Genomic DNA, 15,491 nt, shown 5'->3' with positions numbered 1-15,491 from the left:
AGGTCAGCGAAACACTGGCGTGAATGGTACGTCCCGGGGCGGGTTCATAGAAAGCGCCTCGATTCGCATGATCCCGTTCAGTGACGTTCACGGGCCTTTGCAAGCGCCGTCTGCCCGGCATTACGAACCTGCCGCCAGAGATAACGCCAGGTCTCGTCCCGCCGGCGCTCGCGCAGGCACCTCAGAAGCCGGATCCGCCGGGCCTCGTCCAGCTGGCCCTCCATGAGCCCCACCAGCCCCGGGGTCACGTTGAAAGGCGCGTCACCGCTGAGACTGACGCCCACCCGGTGCCGGGCGTCGAACTCAAGCTCGCCACCCACCGCCTCCACGGCGGCGACAATGTTGCGGGCCTTGGGCGTCGCCGGTTCGGCCAGCGTATAGGGCGGCGCCCATTCACGGGCAGGACGGACCGCGTCCACCCCTGTCACCACGCCGATCAGCGGCGGTGGGCGCCGGGAGGGATCCTCACGGAACCAGTCGCGTATGCGCTCCAGTACCGCCCGCTCACCCTCACGGTCGGCGCGCAGTGCCGGCGTCACCCACAACACCAGATCCGCCCCCAGTACCTCGCGGCGCAGGGTTGCGGTATCAAGGGCCTCGCCTTCCACTCCCGGGGTGTCAATCAGCAGCACCTCATCGCCGTCACTGCTGCCCCAGCTGTAGGCCTCAATGGCGCCGGTGGTTCCAGCAGCGCTGTCCACCGCCGCCACCGGTTCGCCCTCCAGCGCGTTGACCAGGCTGGAGCGGCCACTATTGGCGCGACCCAGCAGAAGGATCCTCAGCGGTTCCGACGATTCCGGGCGGCCTTCACTCTCCTGCTGCTGCAGCTGAGAGGCCCGCGTCACCGATTCCACGGGTGTTTCCGACGCCAGCAGCAAACGGCCGCTGTAGAGCTCGATGGCGTAATAGCCCACCTTGCGGATGTATTCACGCAACAACCAGGTCTGGACCTGCTCCGAACCGTAACCCAGTACCCGGTTGCCCAGATCACGACGCAGTTCGCGGAACACCACACTGGTCGGGTCCACCGCCGCATGCCCCAGCCGATACAGTCCCTCCAGGCGCACCGCCGTATCCCGCCAGCGTCGCAGCCTGGCCATGCTGCCCAGGGTCAGCCGATGGCTGAGCGGCACGTGATCGACAATGTCCGCCCGCAGCTCGCGGCTGGCCCGCTCAATGATCAGCAGCATGTGCGGAACGGTCAGCTCCAACAGGGGGCGTTCGCGGTGCGGATGGTAATGGCGGGCCACATCCTCCACGGTATCTCGGCCCAGTCGGAAGAGTCCGGTGGCGTCGCTGAGCGGATACTGTTCCGGTGTAGCCTCGCTGGCGCGAGCCTCAACGTGCTGCCAGGCCTCATGGGAGTCCGGAGGCCAGTGGGCTTCGGGGCCCGTGGCGGGCGGCAGCTGGCTGCGGCTGTACAGCCTCGAGAGCCAGTGCAGTCCATACCCGAGGAAGCCACAGCCCGCCGTAACCAGGAACCAGACCAGAAGCTGGCCGGAATGCCATAGCCAGACCACGCCCAGGGCGGGCAGCACAAAAAATGGCAGGAAGGCGATCAGTACGGCCAACAGCCGCAGGTAACCGAACTCACGCAGCAGGGCCCTCATTCGCTACCCCTGTCATGGCCCAGATGAAGGCCCTGCTCGAACGCTTCGCGGTACAGACGCCGGATGGCATCCGCCTCGACCGGCATGCCATCCGCCGTGCGGGCCAGATAGAAATCCGCCGCCTTGCCCAGCGCATAGGTGACCGCAGCGGCACTGGAGGCGCCCCAGGCAGCCCCCAGTGTCTGGCCCCAGCCCGGCACCACCTTGACCAGGCTGCGCCCGGCCCAGCGCAACCCATAGCCGGCGAGCACTCCTACCCCCAGCAGACCGAAGAACTCGGAGCTGCGCCGCATGTCCCAGGGCTGCTGATAGATCCGGCCAAGGGCGTGCAGCATCCGCACCTGCAGCGCCGGCAGCAGCGCGGCATCGATCAGCGGCAGGGCACCGGCGCCGGCAGCCGCCAGACTGTAGCCGGTGATCTGCGGGTGGGCAGCCCGACTGAACAGATCCCGCAGACCCGGATCCTGCTGCAGCCTTGCCCGAAGCTCAAAAGTGGCGGTCTCCTCAATCGACCGCCACAGGCCTTCCAGCCCGTAATCCGCCACGGCGAAGCCATCTTCCTCCAGGGTGAGATCCACAGCCACCGACACCACCGGGGCGTGCCCGGGAAGCGCTTCAGCCAGCTCCCGGCGCTCAGCCAGCGCCCGACGAAGATCCGAGGGCACTGTCTCCGGCAGTGGCTCAGCCTCAAAGGGCCACGGCATGACATGGTCCGAGCCAGGCGGGTACAGCTCGTGGAGGGACGTGTGCACCAGCACCACAGGCCACTCCGGGTGGCGCCTGCGCACGGTCTCCAGAGCATCCAGAACCGCCCCCTGATCCGGATCGGCGATTTTCATCACCGCCATCACCAGATGGGACTGGGATTCGCAGAAGGCCAGGTCCTCGCCCGCATCATAGGTCACCTCGCCCAGCCCACGGGTGTCCAGAAAGCGCACCACAGGCGCCTGCTCCGGAAAATCGTAGAAGGAAGCGGTGCGGGTACAGGCCTGGAAGCCGTTGCCGATGGTGGCCCGTGGACTGCCGGTCAGCGCCCGGATGACAGAGGTCTTGCCGGACTGCGCCTTACCCAGAAGCCAGACCACGGGAGGGGGCTGCTGCTCCCGTGCCTGGGCCAGGGCAGCGGTCAGCCGTTCATCATCCACCCCCGGACGCAGCAGGGCTTCCCGCAGAGCGCCCAGTGACGGCAGGGACCAGGGAGTTGAACGTCTCATGTAAACCACCTTACCGGCTCAGCGCCGGCAAGTCAGCAGGGGGATCAGAGGCGTGGCTCGTCCTGGTCCGCGGCATCACTGCGCAGGCCATGGGTGCGGGTATCGTAGTTCTCGCGCAGCTCATCCTTGATGGTGCCGTCCCAGAGGGGCACGCCAATGATATAGCCCGCGCGCCCGATGGCGTGGGCGGCAATGGGCGTCGTTGCCATGATGAACAGGACAATCGCCAGCCCCCTCGCGAGCGCCAGCCATTCGGCGAAACCAATCACCACGCCCACCATGATCAGCATGGCTCCCATGGCGCCGGCCTTGGTGGAGGAGTGCATGCGCGTGGGCAGGTCTGGCAGGCGCAGGATACCCAGTGCCGCCAGCAGCATGAAGGCTGCGCCACTGATCAGGAATACGGCAATGATCAGGTCCATCATTCGCGAGGTCCTCCCCGCTCAATGAAGCGTGCAAAGCCGATGGACGCCAGAAAGGCCACCAGCGCCACCACGATCGCCACATCCAGGAAACTGAGCACACCAGTATCCAGCGCGTGCACGCCAATGATGCCAACGACCATGGAGCTGATCAGCTCGATCGCCACCACCCGGTCCGGCAGGGAGGGCCCCTTACCCAGCCGGATGGCGGCCATCAGCATGGCCAGCGCCAGCATCGAGTAAACCAGTGTCAGCACAAAGCTGTTCATCGTATCGAGTCCCCGCAGCCGATCACGTTAGCGCAGCACACGCAGGATCCGACGCTCCAGCTCGTGCAGGCTGTCGCGCAGTTCCTGTTCGTCGGCCATGAACATGGCATGGATGTAGAGCACTTTACGGTCGTCCGAAACGTCCAGACTCAGCGTGCCCGGTGTCAGCGAGATCAGGTTCGCCACAAGCGTGATCTCGATGTCGCTCTCCGCCTCCAGGCGCATGGCGATAACGCCCGGTTTCATGTACCACACCGGGGTGATGACGTCATAGGCCACCCGCACATTGGCCACAAACAGCTCCTTCAGGAAGAACAAGGCAAAGGCCATGAATCGGGGCACCCTCTGGGAGTAGCCATGGAGCACCGGTATGTGGCGCTGCATGACGGCAAGCGCGAGATAACCGAAAACAAAGCCCGCCAGCAGATTGCCCCCGGAAAAACTGCCGGTCAGAGCCACCCACAGCAGTGCCAGGATCACATTCCAGAAAAAGGCAATCATGGGCGCGCCTCCAGTACCGCCCGGATATAGCGATCCGGGTTCAGAAGCTGATCCGCCGCTGTCTCCGCCAGCGCATAGATGGGTTCACCGTTAAGGCCGATGAACACGGTACAGGCGGCCAGCCCGGCAATGGCGGTATACATCCAGCCCAGTCCGACGGTACTGCCCTGCCCGGCCGGCTCCCCGGATTCCGTATCCGGAGCCGCCTTCCAGAAAACCTCCGCCCAGATCTTGGTCATCGAATACAGTGTCAGGAGCCCCACCAGCAGGGCCACGGCGGTCACCCCCCACGCCTCCGCCTCGACGCCGGCACGGATGACAATGAACTTGGCGAAGAATCCGGAAAGCGGCGGCATCCCCGCCAGCGAGAAGGCCGGAATCAGGAACAGCACCGACAGCATCGGCCGACTGCGGAAGAACCCGCCCAGGTCCTTCAGCTCATGGGTGCCTGCGATCCGGTAGGTCACACCACTGACCAGGAAGAGCGTGGTCTTAACAATGATGTGGTGCATGATGTAGAAGACCCCGCCGATGATCGCCAGCGGCGTATACAGCGCCAGCCCCAGGATCATGTACCCGATCTGGCTGACGATGTGGAACGAAAGGATCCGCCGGAACTCGTACTGGGCCGCCGCGCCCAGTACGCCGGACAGCATGGTCAGCCCCGCCACCCAGACCAGGATCTCATGGGTGTAGGCCACGTCATGGTCGAAGACAATGGTGAACATCCGGAACAGCGCATAGACCCCGACCTTGGTCAGCAGCCCGGCGAAGAGCGCGGATACCCCTACCAGTGGCGTGTGATAGGACGCCGGCAGCCAGAAGAACAGCGGGAAGGCTGAGGCCTTGATGCCGAAGGCCACCATGAACATCACCGCCACCACATTGATCATGGCGGTGTTCTCCACCTGGTCGATCTTCTGGGCGATGTCAGCCATGTTCAGGGTGCCGAGCAGCCCGTAGAGGATGCCCACCGCCGAGAGGAAGATCGCCGAGGAGAACAGGTTCAGGGTCACGTACTTGATCGCCCCCTCCATCTGCGCCCGCTCACCCCCGAGGGTCAGAAGCGCGAAGGAGGCGATCAGCATCACCTCGAACCAGACGTAGAGGTTGAATATGTCACCGGTTACAAAGGAGCCGGCCACGCCTGCCAGAAGCAGGTGCATCAGCGGGTAGTAGCCGAAATGCTCATGGCGCTCGGGGGTGTCGCCCATGGAAAACAGCGCGATCGCCAGGCCCGTTATGCCGGTGAGCACCACCATGATGGCTCCCAGCATATCCACGGCGAGGGTGATGCCCAGCGGTGCGGCCCAGCCGCCCATATGCAGCACCACCATACCCTCCGCATGCACCACCTGGAACAGGCGTATGGCCACCGCCAGCAGCACCAGGGTTCCCACCAGCCCCAGCACACGCTGGGCGATACGGTAGCGCCACAGCGCCAGCGACAGGGCTCCGAAGAACAGTGGAACCAGAATGGGAGCAACAGCCAGCGACATCAGGTATCGGTATCCTTCATCCGGTCCAGGTCATCCGTACCGACCACCTCATAGGCTCGGTGGATAAGCACTACAGAGAACGCCAGCACACCGAAAGCGATGACGATCGCCGTCAGGATCAGCGCCTGTGGCAACGGGTCGGCAACGGCCGAGGCCGGCACCTCGGCGCCCTCGGGAACCAGAGGCGGCGCCCCCTGGCGCATTCCGGCCACGGTAAAAATCAGCAAATTGGCCGCATTGCTCAGCAGCATCAGGCCGATCACCAGCTTGACGATGGACCGGCGCAGCATCATGTACACTGCGGCAGCGAACATCGCGCCCACGATATAGGCCATCAGTGTTTCCATCAGCAGCCTCCACACTCAGGCATCGGATTCCTCCGATTCGGAAAGGCCCACCACCATGGTGAGAATGGAACCGATTACGGTCAGATAGACGCCGACATCGAAAATCAGCGGCGTCGAGAACTTGTAGTAGTCGCCTCCGGGCAGCGGAATCTGCCACCACTGCGCGGTCATGGCCGGCTGGCCCAGAATCAGCGAGGGCAGTATCGAGGCCAGGCCGATGAGCAGCCCGACGCCCAGAAAATCACGCGGATCCACCCGCAGCAGCTCGCGTGTGGCGCTGACGCCATAAGAGAAGAGGAACAGCACCACGGCCCCGGAAGCCACCAGCCCGGCAATGAACCCACCACCGGGCTCGTCGTGGCCACGCAGAAGCAGAAAAACCGAGAACAGCAACTGCATAGGCACCAGCAACAGCGCCGCTGTTCGAAGAATCAGTGTATTGGCTTCCCTCATGCTGTCTGATCCTCCGCCTTGAGCCGGATCATGGAGTAGACACCAACGGCCGCCAGGGCCAGCACAAACATTTCACCCAGGGTATCCAGGGCCCGGAAGTCCACCAGGATCACATTGACAATGTTGCGGCCGTGGCCATCCGAGACACTGCGGGCCACGTGCTCGGCCGAGATGGGTTCAAAGAACTGGACTTCGGTAGCCGCCAGGATCAGTACCGTCATGAGCGCGCCCACCATCACGGCCACGATGATGTCGCGCCAGCGCTCCAGGGGCGAGGACATGCGCGTGAACCCGGGCAGCCGGAACAGCACCAGCACCAGCAGGATCACCGTGAGGGTCTCAACCAGGATCTGGGTGATGCCCAGATCCGGAGCGCTGAAAAGGATGAAAATGAGCGCCACCGCAAAGCCGACGATGCTCATGGCGGCCACGGACCCGAGCCGCGATACCGTCCCCGTGGCGAAAAAGGCCGACACAATCATCAGCAGGGCGATGCCCGCGGCAAAGCCGGAATCCGGAACCGGCAGCCGCAGCGGCACCCCGTACTGGGTGATGAGCGTGAAGCCGGTGATGCCGACTGTGGTCAGCGCCAGCGTGATCATGTAGTTGCCCATGGTGCCGTTCTGCAGCACCCGCGTCTGCCAGGTCGCGATGCGGGTCAGCCATTCCATGATCCGGAAGTAGCCCGCCTCGGGGCCAAAGCGCCCCAGCCCCTCACGCAGAACATCCAGCTGTGGCTGAAGGCGGGACCAGAAGCGCAGTATCAACCCTGCCACCACCAGACAGCCCAGAGAGAGGATCAGCGGCATGTTGATGCCGTGCCAGAGGGCCAGATGCACTTTCTCCGCTGCCCCGCCCAGGGAGGCAACCACTGGCGCCACCAGGGTCTGCTCCGGAATGAACAGGGCCACACCGAACAGCAGCGACAGCCCCGCCAGCACCACCGGCCCCGCCAGCATGGAAACCGGCGCTTCATGGGGGTGTTTCGGGGTTTCCAGGCGCTTCCCGTAGAAGGGTTTGATGGCGATGATGCCTGCCGCCACCATCACACCGATTCCGGCCCCGAAGGCCAGCACCGGCAGCAGCATCTGCCAGGCAGGCGCATCCAGCACCGCCTCGAACATCAGCTCCTTGCCTACGAACCCAAGCAGTGGCGGCAGCCCGGCCAGCGACAGCGCCGCCACCGCCGCCGCCACCGAAGTCACCGGCATCAGCGACGCCAGGCCGCCCATTTCCGCCACATCCTTGGTGCCGGTCTCGTGGTCGAGAATGCCGGCGATCATGAAGAGTGCGCCCTTGTACAGCGAATGCGCCACCAGGAAGGTTGCGAACGCAACCAAGGCATAGTGGGTGCCGATGCCGATCAGCATCACCAGAGTACCCAGCGCCATGATGGTGGAATAGGCCAGAACCTTCTTCGCCCCGGTATGGGTGATGGCCATGAAGGCACCGGTGAACATGGTCAGGCCCCCGAAGAAACTGAGCAGCAGTGTCCACAGCTCCGCCTCACCCAGCGCCGGGTTCAGCCGCGCCAGCAGATAGACGCCGGCCTTGACCATGGTCGCCGAGTGCAGGAAGGCCGATACCGGAGTGGGGGCGGCCATGGCGTTGGGCAGCCAGAAATGGAACGGCACCTGGGCCGACTTGGTGAAGGCCCCGGCCAGGATGCACAGCAACATGGGCACGGCCCATTCGTGCCCGAGCAGGTCCGCATCCGAGGCGAGCACGTCGTTCAGTGAGTACGACCCGGCCATGGTGCCCAGCATGATGAGACCGGCCATCAATGCCAGCCCCCCCGCCACCGTCACGAACAGGCCCTGGAGGGCGCTGGCCCTGGCCTTGACGTCCTCGTGCTCAAAACCGATGAGCAGGTAGGAGGTGATGCTGGTCAGCTCCCAGAACACGAAAAGCGTGACCAGGTTGTCCGAAAGCACCACCCCGAGCATCGAGGCCATGAAACTGAGCATGACCACGTAGAAGCGGCCCAGATAGGGATGGCCTTTCAGGTAACCGCCGGCATAGATGAGGATGAAGGTACCGATGCCGCTGATCAGCAGTGCGAACATCAGTGACAGGCCATCGATCAGGAAATCCAGGTTGATCTCCATGGCCGGAAACCACGGATAGCGCACCACCTGCGCCCCGTTGGCCATGACCTCCGGAAGCAGCCAGGCAAACCACACGAAAAGCGTCGCCGGCAGCAGTGCGAACACCCACCCACACCGGTCACCCGCTACCCTGCAGATCAGGGGGGCAAACAGAGCCAGGATGAATCCGGAGAGAACGGCAAGCAGCATCAGCGCGGGGTGCTCCAAGGGCTGGACATTGCGAAGGAGGATACCGGAGCGCGTTGATCGATAGCAAGAAACGCCGGTTCGGTGCAGCCCATCACATCATCGTGGAATGTACTGCGCCACAATGCGGCGTTCACCTGAAGTCCGAACTGACCCGGAGGTTCCATGGTCACACCCAAACGCCTGCTGATGGCAGCCACTGTGCTGACGGCGGTAGCCACAGCGCCGCCTCTCGGTGCCCAGGAGAAACCGGACTGGCAGGCCCTGGACCGGGTCATGGCGGACGGTCTGGACAGCGCCCAGACATGGCGCCAGCGCTGGAGCCTGTTCTTTGCCGGTTCCGCTGTGTTCAGCGCTCTCTCCAGTGCCGGCGCCGACACGGACGCGGATGAGTACGACGGACGTGTCCGCGCCATCACCTCAACCCTTGGGCTGCTGGATACCATCATCAAGGCACCGCCCCACCTGTCGGCCTACCGCAGGCACCATGCCATTGACCGCGATGCCCCCGGCGCACTGGCTGACGCCCGCCGTAATGCCAGGGCACTGGCCCAGGCCGAGCAGAGCCGCACGGGCTGGCGCGGGCGCCTGGGCTCGCTGATCGTCAATGGCGGCGCCTATCACGCCATTGCCGAGGAGGATGGCCGCCATGATGACGCGCTGCAGGTGGCTCTGACCGGGATGCTGGTCAACGAAATCAAGCTCTGGACCTTCCCACGGACCATGAGCGAATCCAGTGTGATCGGTATCGGGCAGGCGGCGGTGGAAGTGGAAACGGATGTCTACCTGACGGCCAACGGCATCGGCGCCCATCTGCGCTTCTAGGAAGTTAGAGCTCCGTTACCCCAAGGCCGCGCCCGGCGGCCCATGAGCCGATGGCCTCCCGGGCTGTCGCCGGCACCGACACCCGCACTGAAACGCCCTGCCCATATTCAATGGCCGCCAGCTCGCCGCCCAGCCGCTCCAGTTCCAGCCGCAAAGGCTGCTCATCCGCAAAGCCGATCTCCAGCTGAAGGCTCACCCGCGGCTCCCGATGGTCGACTTCCAGCGACGACAGAACCGCCTCGGCCGCGCCTGCGTAAGCACGCACTAGGCCGCCCGCACCCAGCTTCACGCCCCCGAAATAACGGATCACGACCACTGCCACATCCCCGATCCCCTTGTGCTCAATGACATTGAGAATGGGCCGACCCGCCGTGCCCGACGGCTCCCCATCGTCATTCATGGCGGCACTGGTGGCCCTCCCGGGCGCGCCGGTCACGTAGGCCCAGCAGTGATGGCGCGCCTCGGGATGGTCCAGACGCGCCCGCTCAACCAGTGCCAGCGCCTCCTCCCGGCTGGCGGCCGGGGCCGCCCTTGCGATGAAGCGGCTCTTGCGGACCTGCGTTTCCGCCTCGGCTTCGCGGGCCGGAACCGGCCAGGTAACACCGCTGGTTTGTGCATCGGTCATGGGGCGCAGTATCCTCTGCCTTTCATCAATCGGGGAAGGGTCCACACCATGCAGGCACGCCTCGAACAGCGCAGCTTCCTGTTCCTGCTGCTCATTGTCACCGCGCTTTTCCTGTACCTGATGCAGCCGTTCTTCGGCGCCATCTTCTGGGCCTGCGCCATTGCCATCATCTTCTTCCCGGCGCAGCGGTATTTTACACGGCTGTGGGGAGAACGGCCGAATCTGACGGCACTGGCCACGCTCGCGTTCTGCCTGACCATCGTGATCCTGCCGACACTCTTTGTGGCCGCCTCCTTTGTGTTCGAGGGGGTCAACCTGTACCAGCAGATCCAGGCCGGGGAAATCGACCCACGGGCCTTTATCGACCGCATTGGCGAGACGGTCCCCTTCGTGGGCACGGCCCTTGAATCCTTCGGCGTGGATATCGAATCGCTGCGCGAGCGCGCAGTCAACGCGGTCATGCAGGGCGGACAGTTCTTTGCCCAGTCGGCACTGAACATCGGGCAGAACACCGCCCGCTTTTTCATCCACTTCGGGGTGATGCTCTATCTGGCCTTCTTCCTGCTGCGCGATGGCAGCTACCTGCGCAACCTCATCGGCCAGGCGGTGCCGCTGAGCCGGGAGCGCGAGCAGTTGCTGCTTGGCAAGTTCGCGGAGGTGACCCGCGCCACCATCAAGGGCAACGTGGTCATCGCCGCGATCCAGGGCCTGCTCGGCGGCTTCATCTTCTGGGCTCTGGCGCTGCCGGCAGCGGTGCTTTGGGGCGTGGTCATGGGTGTTCTGTCGCTGATTCCGGCAGTGGGTGCCGGCCTGATCTGGGTACCGGCGGCCATCTACCTGTTCGCCATCGGCAACTGGATCCAATCGGTTGTGCTGGTGCTGTTCGGAACCGTGGTCATCGGGTTGATCGACAACCTGCTGCGGCCCGTCCTGGTCGGGCGCGACACCAAGCTTCCGGACTATATGGTGCTGCTCTCAACCCTCGGCGGGCTGATCCTCTTCGGGATCAACGGCTTCGTGATCGGCCCCCTCATCGCGGCCCTGTTCACCGCCTTCTGGGGTATTTTCATCCGTGATTTCAAACATACCGACAATCAGGAGGCATGAGGCCTGTACACACACACCTGATCCCGCCCTCCGGACTTGGCGCGATACAGCGCCCCGTCCGCCTCGGCCAGAAGCTGCTCAGGCGTGACGGCCTCGGCATCGCGCCGGATGGTGACGCCACCACTGAGCGTCATCCGCAGTGTGACCCCGTCGTAGGAAACCGACGCTGCGGCCACCTCCTGACGGATCCGCTCCAGAACCCGCATCGCGCCCTCCTCATCCGTCTCGGGCAGGATCATGGCGAACTCCTCGCCGCCATACCGGGCCGCCGTGTCCTGGGGTGAGCGCAGATTGGCGTGAATGATCTCGCCCACCATCTTCAGGCACTCATCCCCGGTCTGGTGGCCGTAGGTATCGTTAACCGGCTTGAAGTGATCGATGTCCAGCATGGCCACGGCCATGGACCGCCCGGTGCGCCGTGCCCGTTCCACCTCCTGGCGCAGCTGAGCATCCAGAAAACGGCGGTTGCGCAGCCCTGTCAGCCCATCGGTGACACTCAGCTCGTTCAGCCTCTGGTTGAGTTCCTCCAGCTCCTGGGTGCGTTCCCTGACCCGATCCTCCAACTCCCGGTTGAGTCGCCGCGCCGTCTCCAGGGTTTCGGACTGGGCCTGATAGCGGAGCTGACGCTCTACGTTGATCCGCTGGGCCAGCGCGAACGAAAGCAGTACCACCTCGATGATGGAGCCGAGCTGGGCGGCGTGATCGGTGAAGAAGTTCGACGGCAGTACTCCGCCCTTGGAAAGGGCCAGGATAGCGCCTCCGGCCAGCACGAAAGACCAGGCCATGACGTAATACTTGGCAGTGATCTGGCCCCGATACCAGGCATAGACACCCCCTGCGAAAGCCATAATACAGCCGAGCACCACCAGGGGAATCAGAACCGAAATCAGCACGAAATAGCTGAGAAAGAACGACAGGACCGCACAGATACCGCTGACAATGATCACCAGCAGGGCAAACCCATTCAGGCCGGTTGAAAGGCGGCTGAGTTCCAGAAAGCGCCGTGTGAACAGGCCGGCAAAGCCGAGAGCACCGCAGATGAAGATCAGGATTGCCTGATCATTCCACTCCGTCGCCCCCGGCCAGAGATAGCGGAAGCCATAGCCGGTCAGCGACGCCATCAGAAGCGCGATGCTGAACACGAAACCGACGTAGTACAGGTAGTTGCGTTCACCCAGAGCGAAGAACAGAAGAAGGTTGTAGACGCCGATCACCAGAAAGGCGCCAAAGTAGATGCCCTGGAGAGTGTTGGCACTGATGTCATGACTGCGGAAGGTTTCGCGGTCCCAGAGCGTCACGGGCACCTGGACGGAACTGTCGGTACGAACGCGAACGTAGACATCCAGCGTTTCCTTCGGCGCCCACTCAAGGGGCACTACGAAAAAACGGTGATCCACGGGACGCTGGCTGTAGGGGTAATCATGCCCCAGCTGCCAGGAATTGCGCAGTTGGCCCTCGGCCAGCGCATACACCCTCACATCGCCCAGCACCGGGTAGCCAATGGAGAGAAACCGCTCCAGGTCCGTCGTGCCGTCATTGGCAAGACGGACCCGAAGCCACCAGGCGGAATCAGAATAGCCGCGATTGAAGGTGTGGCCGTCGAGGTGTCGCCAGTCATTGCGCCCGCGCACGTCCTTCAGGTCCTGACTGCCCCCCGGATCCTCCAGGAACTGGAGTTCATTCTCGAGCGGCAGCCGGTGATGCTCGCGGATATCCGGGCTCCCGCTGGCGGGAGCAGCCATGATGGCGCACACCGCCAGGACAAGCAGCGCCACAATGTTGGTCAGACGGATTCCATGCACGGTCAGCATGCATAAAGCCTAAACCAGATTGTGGCGCGATTCACACCCGGCTTTGTGGCATTAACGTCACTGATCAGTTGACCTTCGGGTCAAGCTCACCACTGTCGTAACGGCTGACCATATCCTCAAGCTTGATCGGTGTGATCTTGCTGGCGTTGCCCGCCGTGCCGAAGGCTTCATAGCGCTTCACGCAGACGTCATACATGCCGGCCAGCGCTTCCTTCATGAACTTACGCGGATCAAACTCCGCCGGGTTCTGGGCCAGGAAGCGGCGTACGGAACCGGTTGCGGCCAGGCGCAGGTCGGTGTCGACGTTCACCTTGCGCACACCGTGGCGGATGCCCTCGGCGATCTCCTCGACCGGCACACCATAGGTCTCCGGGATCTCGCCCCCGTACTCGTTGATGATATCGAGCCACTCCTGGGGTACGGAGGAGGAACCGTGCATCACCAGATGGGTATCCGGAATGCGGGCGTGGATCTCCTTGATCCGGTCAATGGCGAGGATGTCGCCCGTCGGCGGACGGGTGAACTTGTAGGCCCCGTGGCTGGTGCCGATGGCGATGGCCAGGGCATCGCAGTAAGTATCCTTGACGAACTGCGCCGCCTCTTCCGGATCCGTCAGCATCTGGTCATGGCTGAGCTTACCGGCCGCGCCCACACCGTCTTCCTCGCCGGCTTCACCGGATTCCAGTGACCCCAGGCAGCCCAGCTCACCTTCCACGGACACGCCGCAGGCATGGGCCATCTCGACGGTCTTACGGGTTACGCCCATGTTGTAGTCGTAATCCATGGGCGTCTTGCCGTCCTCGCCCAGAGAGCCGTCCATCATCACGGACGTGAAACCAAGCTGGATGGCACGCTGGCACACCGCCGGACTGGAACCGTGGTCCTGGTGCACCGCGATCGGGATATGCGGCCATTCCTCGGCCGCCGCTTCCATCAGCCGGCGCAGGAAAGGTGCGCCCGCGTACTTGCGCGCACCGGCCGAGGCCTGAACGATCACCGGGCTGTCCGTCTTGTTCGCCGCCATCATGATGGCGCGCATCTGCTCAAGGTTATTCACGTTGAACGCTGGAACGCCATAGCCGTGCTCGGCGGCATGGTCGAGCAGCTGTCGCATGGAAATCAGTGCCATGTCGGCCTCTCCTTAATATCAGGTCTGGTAGCGGCGCTCAGGCGCCGCGCTCCTCGAGTACGGCAACGGCCGGCAGCGTCTTGCCCTCTACGAACTCCAGGAAGGCGCCACCGCCGGTCGAAATATAGGAAATCCGGTCGCTGAGACCGAATTCGTCGATTGCGGATACGGTATCACCCCCACCCGCCAGAGAAAACGCATCGCTGCTGGCGATGGCATCGCCGAGCTTGCGGGTGCCATGGGAGAACGCCTCAATCTCGAACACACCCACCGGGCCGTTCCAGATGATGGTCTTCGCCCCCTTGAGCTCCTCGGCCAGGGCCGCGGACGTTTCCGGGCCAATGTCGAGGATCATGTCATCATCGGACACATCCTCCACCTTCTTGGTGGTGGCCTGCGCGCTCTCGGAGACCTCACTGGCCACGACCACGTCGGTGGGCTGGGCAATCTCGACCTTCTCCATCAGCGCCCGGGCCTCATCCAGCATGTCATGCTCACACAGCGACTTACCCACCGGCTTACCACTGGCCGCCAGGAAGGTATTGGTAATGCCACCGCCGACGATCAGTTTATCCACCACCTTCGACAGCTGCTCCAGCACCGTCAGCTTGGTGGACACCTTGGAACCACCCACGATCGCCACCACCGGCTTCTGCGGATGCTCAAGCGCCTTGGTCAGCGCATCCAGCTCCCCCGCCAGCAACGGCCCGGCGCAGGCCTCCGGCGCAAACTTCGCCACACCATGAGTCGACGCCTGCGCCCGATGCGCGGTGCCAAAAGCATCCATTACGAACACATCGCATAGCTCTGCGTACTTCTTCGCGAGCGCCTCATCGTCCTTCTTCTCACCCTGGTTGAAGCGCACGTTCTCACACAGAACCACTTCCCCCTCGGCCACATCCACGCCATCGAGGTAGTCATCCAGAACACGCACCTCCTGACCCAGCAGCTCACCCAGCCGCTTCGCCACTGGCTTGAGCGAATCCTCCTCCGAGTAAACGCCCTCCTCCGGACGCCCCAGATGCGACATGAGCATCACCCGCCCACCGGCATCCCGGGCTGCGCGAATCGTCTCCAGCGACGCCCGCAGACGGGCATCCCCTGTCACCTCACCATCCTTGATCGGCACGTTCAGATCCTCCCGGATCAGAACCCGCTTGCCCTTCAGATCCATGTCGGTCATGCGTTTAATGCTCATTGGTGCGATTCCTCAAAAGCGCGATTAACGATGAATTTTCAAAACTCTACCCGAGGCCAGACACCCCTGGCGCCAGCGATACCAATACCGCCAATGTGCTGGAGTGGGGGAATGCTTTCCGGGAGGCTCGATGGCATGGATGCCATCGCGCCAGCGCCCATGGATGGGTTCACAGCGGTCCCGGAAA

15 protein-coding genes are annotated in these 15,491 nt (G+C 63.6%); 2 read left to right on the top strand and 13 right to left on the bottom strand.

Annotation, left to right across the window (positions count from 1 at the left end; all coding sequences use genetic code 11):
• Window positions 1–77: 77 nt before the first annotated feature.
• From GLW01_RS00960 to GLW01_RS00920, 9 genes are read right to left on the bottom strand one after another with little or no spacing between them, the layout of a single operon-like run.
• Window positions 78–1,610 (bottom strand): GTPase family protein, encoded by a 1,533-nt coding sequence (locus GLW01_RS00960; protein ID WP_160897824.1) that lies wholly within the window; start codon window positions 1,608–1,610, stop codon window positions 78–80.
• Entirely contained in the window at window positions 1,607–2,824 is a 1,218-nt protein-coding gene (locus GLW01_RS00955) for a GTPase family protein (RefSeq protein ID WP_160897823.1), read from the bottom strand. The genes GLW01_RS00960 and GLW01_RS00955 overlap by 4 nt, the downstream gene beginning before the upstream one ends.
• A gap of 44 nt (window positions 2,825–2,868) precedes the next feature.
• Complete coding sequence (mnhG, locus tag GLW01_RS00950) at window positions 2,869–3,249, bottom strand: monovalent cation/H(+) antiporter subunit G (RefSeq protein WP_095618393.1); 381 nt, start codon at window positions 3,247–3,249, stop codon at window positions 2,869–2,871.
• A complete protein-coding gene (locus tag GLW01_RS00945; protein ID WP_408607577.1) occupies window positions 3,246–3,482 on the bottom strand; it encodes a monovalent cation/H+ antiporter complex subunit F in 237 nt (78 codons plus the stop codon). Before GLW01_RS00945 ends, mnhG begins: the two co-directional genes overlap by 4 nt.
• A 60-nt stretch (window positions 3,483–3,542) precedes the next feature.
• A complete protein-coding gene (locus GLW01_RS00940; protein ID WP_095618395.1) occupies window positions 3,543–4,016 on the bottom strand; it encodes a Na+/H+ antiporter subunit E in 474 nt (157 codons plus the stop codon).
• Complete coding sequence (locus tag GLW01_RS00935) at window positions 4,013–5,515, bottom strand: Na+/H+ antiporter subunit D (protein WP_160897822.1); 1,503 nt, start codon at window positions 5,513–5,515, stop codon at window positions 4,013–4,015. Before GLW01_RS00935 ends, GLW01_RS00940 begins: the two co-directional genes overlap by 4 nt.
• Entirely contained in the window at window positions 5,515–5,862 is a 348-nt protein-coding gene (locus tag GLW01_RS00930) for a Na+/H+ antiporter subunit C (protein WP_077530485.1), read from the bottom strand. Before GLW01_RS00930 ends, GLW01_RS00935 begins: the two co-directional genes overlap by 1 nt.
• A 15-nt stretch (window positions 5,863–5,877) precedes the next feature.
• A complete protein-coding gene (locus tag GLW01_RS00925; RefSeq protein ID WP_151440977.1) occupies window positions 5,878–6,315 on the bottom strand; it encodes a Na+/H+ antiporter subunit B in 438 nt (145 codons plus the stop codon).
• Complete coding sequence (locus tag GLW01_RS00920; RefSeq protein ID WP_202405503.1) at window positions 6,312–8,612, bottom strand: putative monovalent cation/H+ antiporter subunit A; 2,301 nt, start codon at window positions 8,610–8,612, stop codon at window positions 6,312–6,314. Before GLW01_RS00920 ends, GLW01_RS00925 begins: the two co-directional genes overlap by 4 nt.
• A gap of 162 nt (window positions 8,613–8,774) precedes the next feature.
• On the opposite strand from GLW01_RS00920, the gene GLW01_RS00915 reads away from it, so the two are divergent.
• On the top strand, window positions 8,775–9,434 hold the full coding sequence (locus GLW01_RS00915) for a hypothetical protein (RefSeq protein WP_160897821.1): 660 nt from the start codon (window positions 8,775–8,777) through the stop codon (window positions 9,432–9,434).
• A 4-nt stretch (window positions 9,435–9,438) separates the two neighbouring features.
• On the opposite strand, the gene GLW01_RS00910 is transcribed toward GLW01_RS00915, so the two are convergent.
• Window positions 9,439–10,059: an IMPACT family protein gene (locus GLW01_RS00910; protein WP_160897820.1), complete on the bottom strand. Its 621-nt coding sequence runs from the start codon at window positions 10,057–10,059 to the stop codon at window positions 9,439–9,441.
• Window positions 10,060–10,107: 48 nt separating this feature from the next.
• Between GLW01_RS00910 and GLW01_RS00905 the strand changes: the two genes are divergently transcribed.
• The gene (locus tag GLW01_RS00905; RefSeq protein WP_151440974.1) at window positions 10,108–11,166 is read left to right on the top strand and encodes an AI-2E family transporter; all 1,059 of its coding nucleotides are present in this window, start codon (window positions 10,108–10,110) and stop codon (window positions 11,164–11,166) included.
• Here GLW01_RS00905 and GLW01_RS00900 read toward each other — a convergent pair.
• The 3 genes from GLW01_RS00900 to GLW01_RS00890 form a co-directional block, all read right to left on the bottom strand.
• Window positions 11,154–12,977 (bottom strand): sensor domain-containing diguanylate cyclase, encoded by a 1,824-nt coding sequence (locus tag GLW01_RS00900; RefSeq protein ID WP_160897819.1) that lies wholly within the window; start codon window positions 12,975–12,977, stop codon window positions 11,154–11,156. The genes GLW01_RS00905 and GLW01_RS00900 overlap by 13 nt on opposite strands.
• A 64-nt stretch (window positions 12,978–13,041) precedes the next feature.
• Window positions 13,042–14,106 (bottom strand): class II fructose-bisphosphate aldolase, encoded by a 1,065-nt coding sequence (fba, locus tag GLW01_RS00895; RefSeq protein ID WP_160897818.1) that lies wholly within the window; start codon window positions 14,104–14,106, stop codon window positions 13,042–13,044.
• Between the two features lie 37 nt (window positions 14,107–14,143).
• Window positions 14,144–15,304, bottom strand: coding sequence for a phosphoglycerate kinase (locus GLW01_RS00890; RefSeq protein ID WP_160897817.1), 1,161 nt, complete (start codon window positions 15,302–15,304; stop codon window positions 14,144–14,146).
• Window positions 15,305–15,491 lie beyond the last annotated feature (187 nt).

It is taken from the genome of Vreelandella halophila (assembly GCF_009856365.1).
GTDB classification, from domain to species: domain Bacteria; phylum Pseudomonadota; class Gammaproteobacteria; order Pseudomonadales; family Oleiphilaceae; genus Halospina; species Halospina utahensis_B.
Note: the sequence above shows the minus strand (reverse complement) of the source record. Positions and strands in the feature narration are given on the sequence as shown.

Excerpts from the sequence above, each read along its gene's own strand:
- fba (WP_160897818.1), bottom strand. The coding sequence starts at position 14,106 with ATGGCACTGATTTCCATGCGACAGCTGCTCGACCATGCCGCCGAGCAC.
- GLW01_RS00905 (WP_151440974.1), top strand. The coding sequence starts at position 10,108 with ATGCAGGCACGCCTCGAACAGCGCAGCTTCCTGTTCCTGCTGCTCATT.
- GLW01_RS00920 (WP_202405503.1), bottom strand. The coding sequence starts at position 8,612 with ATGCTGCTTGCCGTTCTCTCCGGATTCATCCTGGCTCTGTTTGCCCCC.
- GLW01_RS00910 (WP_160897820.1), bottom strand. The coding sequence starts at position 10,059 with ATGACCGATGCACAAACCAGCGGTGTTACCTGGCCGGTTCCGGCCCGC.
- GLW01_RS00960 (WP_160897824.1), bottom strand. The coding sequence starts at position 1,610 with ATGAGGGCCCTGCTGCGTGAGTTCGGTTACCTGCGGCTGTTGGCCGTA.
- GLW01_RS00945 (WP_408607577.1), bottom strand. The coding sequence starts at position 3,482 with ATGCTGGCGCTGGCCATGCTGATGGCCGCCATCCGGCTGGGTAAGGGG.
- GLW01_RS00925 (WP_151440977.1), bottom strand. The coding sequence starts at position 6,315 with ATGAGGGAAGCCAATACACTGATTCTTCGAACAGCGGCGCTGTTGCTG.
- GLW01_RS00890 (WP_160897817.1), bottom strand. The coding sequence starts at position 15,304 with ATGAGCATTAAACGCATGACCGACATGGATCTGAAGGGCAAGCGGGTT.
- GLW01_RS00900 (WP_160897819.1), bottom strand. The coding sequence starts at position 12,977 with ATGCTGACCGTGCATGGAATCCGTCTGACCAACATTGTGGCGCTGCTT.
- GLW01_RS00940 (WP_095618395.1), bottom strand. The coding sequence starts at position 4,016 with ATGATTGCCTTTTTCTGGAATGTGATCCTGGCACTGCTGTGGGTGGCT.
- GLW01_RS00915 (WP_160897821.1), top strand. The coding sequence starts at position 8,775 with ATGGTCACACCCAAACGCCTGCTGATGGCAGCCACTGTGCTGACGGCG.
- GLW01_RS00930 (WP_077530485.1), bottom strand. The coding sequence starts at position 5,862 with ATGGAAACACTGATGGCCTATATCGTGGGCGCGATGTTCGCTGCCGCA.
- GLW01_RS00935 (WP_160897822.1), bottom strand. The coding sequence starts at position 5,515 with ATGTCGCTGGCTGTTGCTCCCATTCTGGTTCCACTGTTCTTCGGAGCC.
- GLW01_RS00955 (WP_160897823.1), bottom strand. The coding sequence starts at position 2,824 with ATGAGACGTTCAACTCCCTGGTCCCTGCCGTCACTGGGCGCTCTGCGG.
- mnhG (WP_095618393.1), bottom strand. The coding sequence starts at position 3,249 with ATGATGGACCTGATCATTGCCGTATTCCTGATCAGTGGCGCAGCCTTC.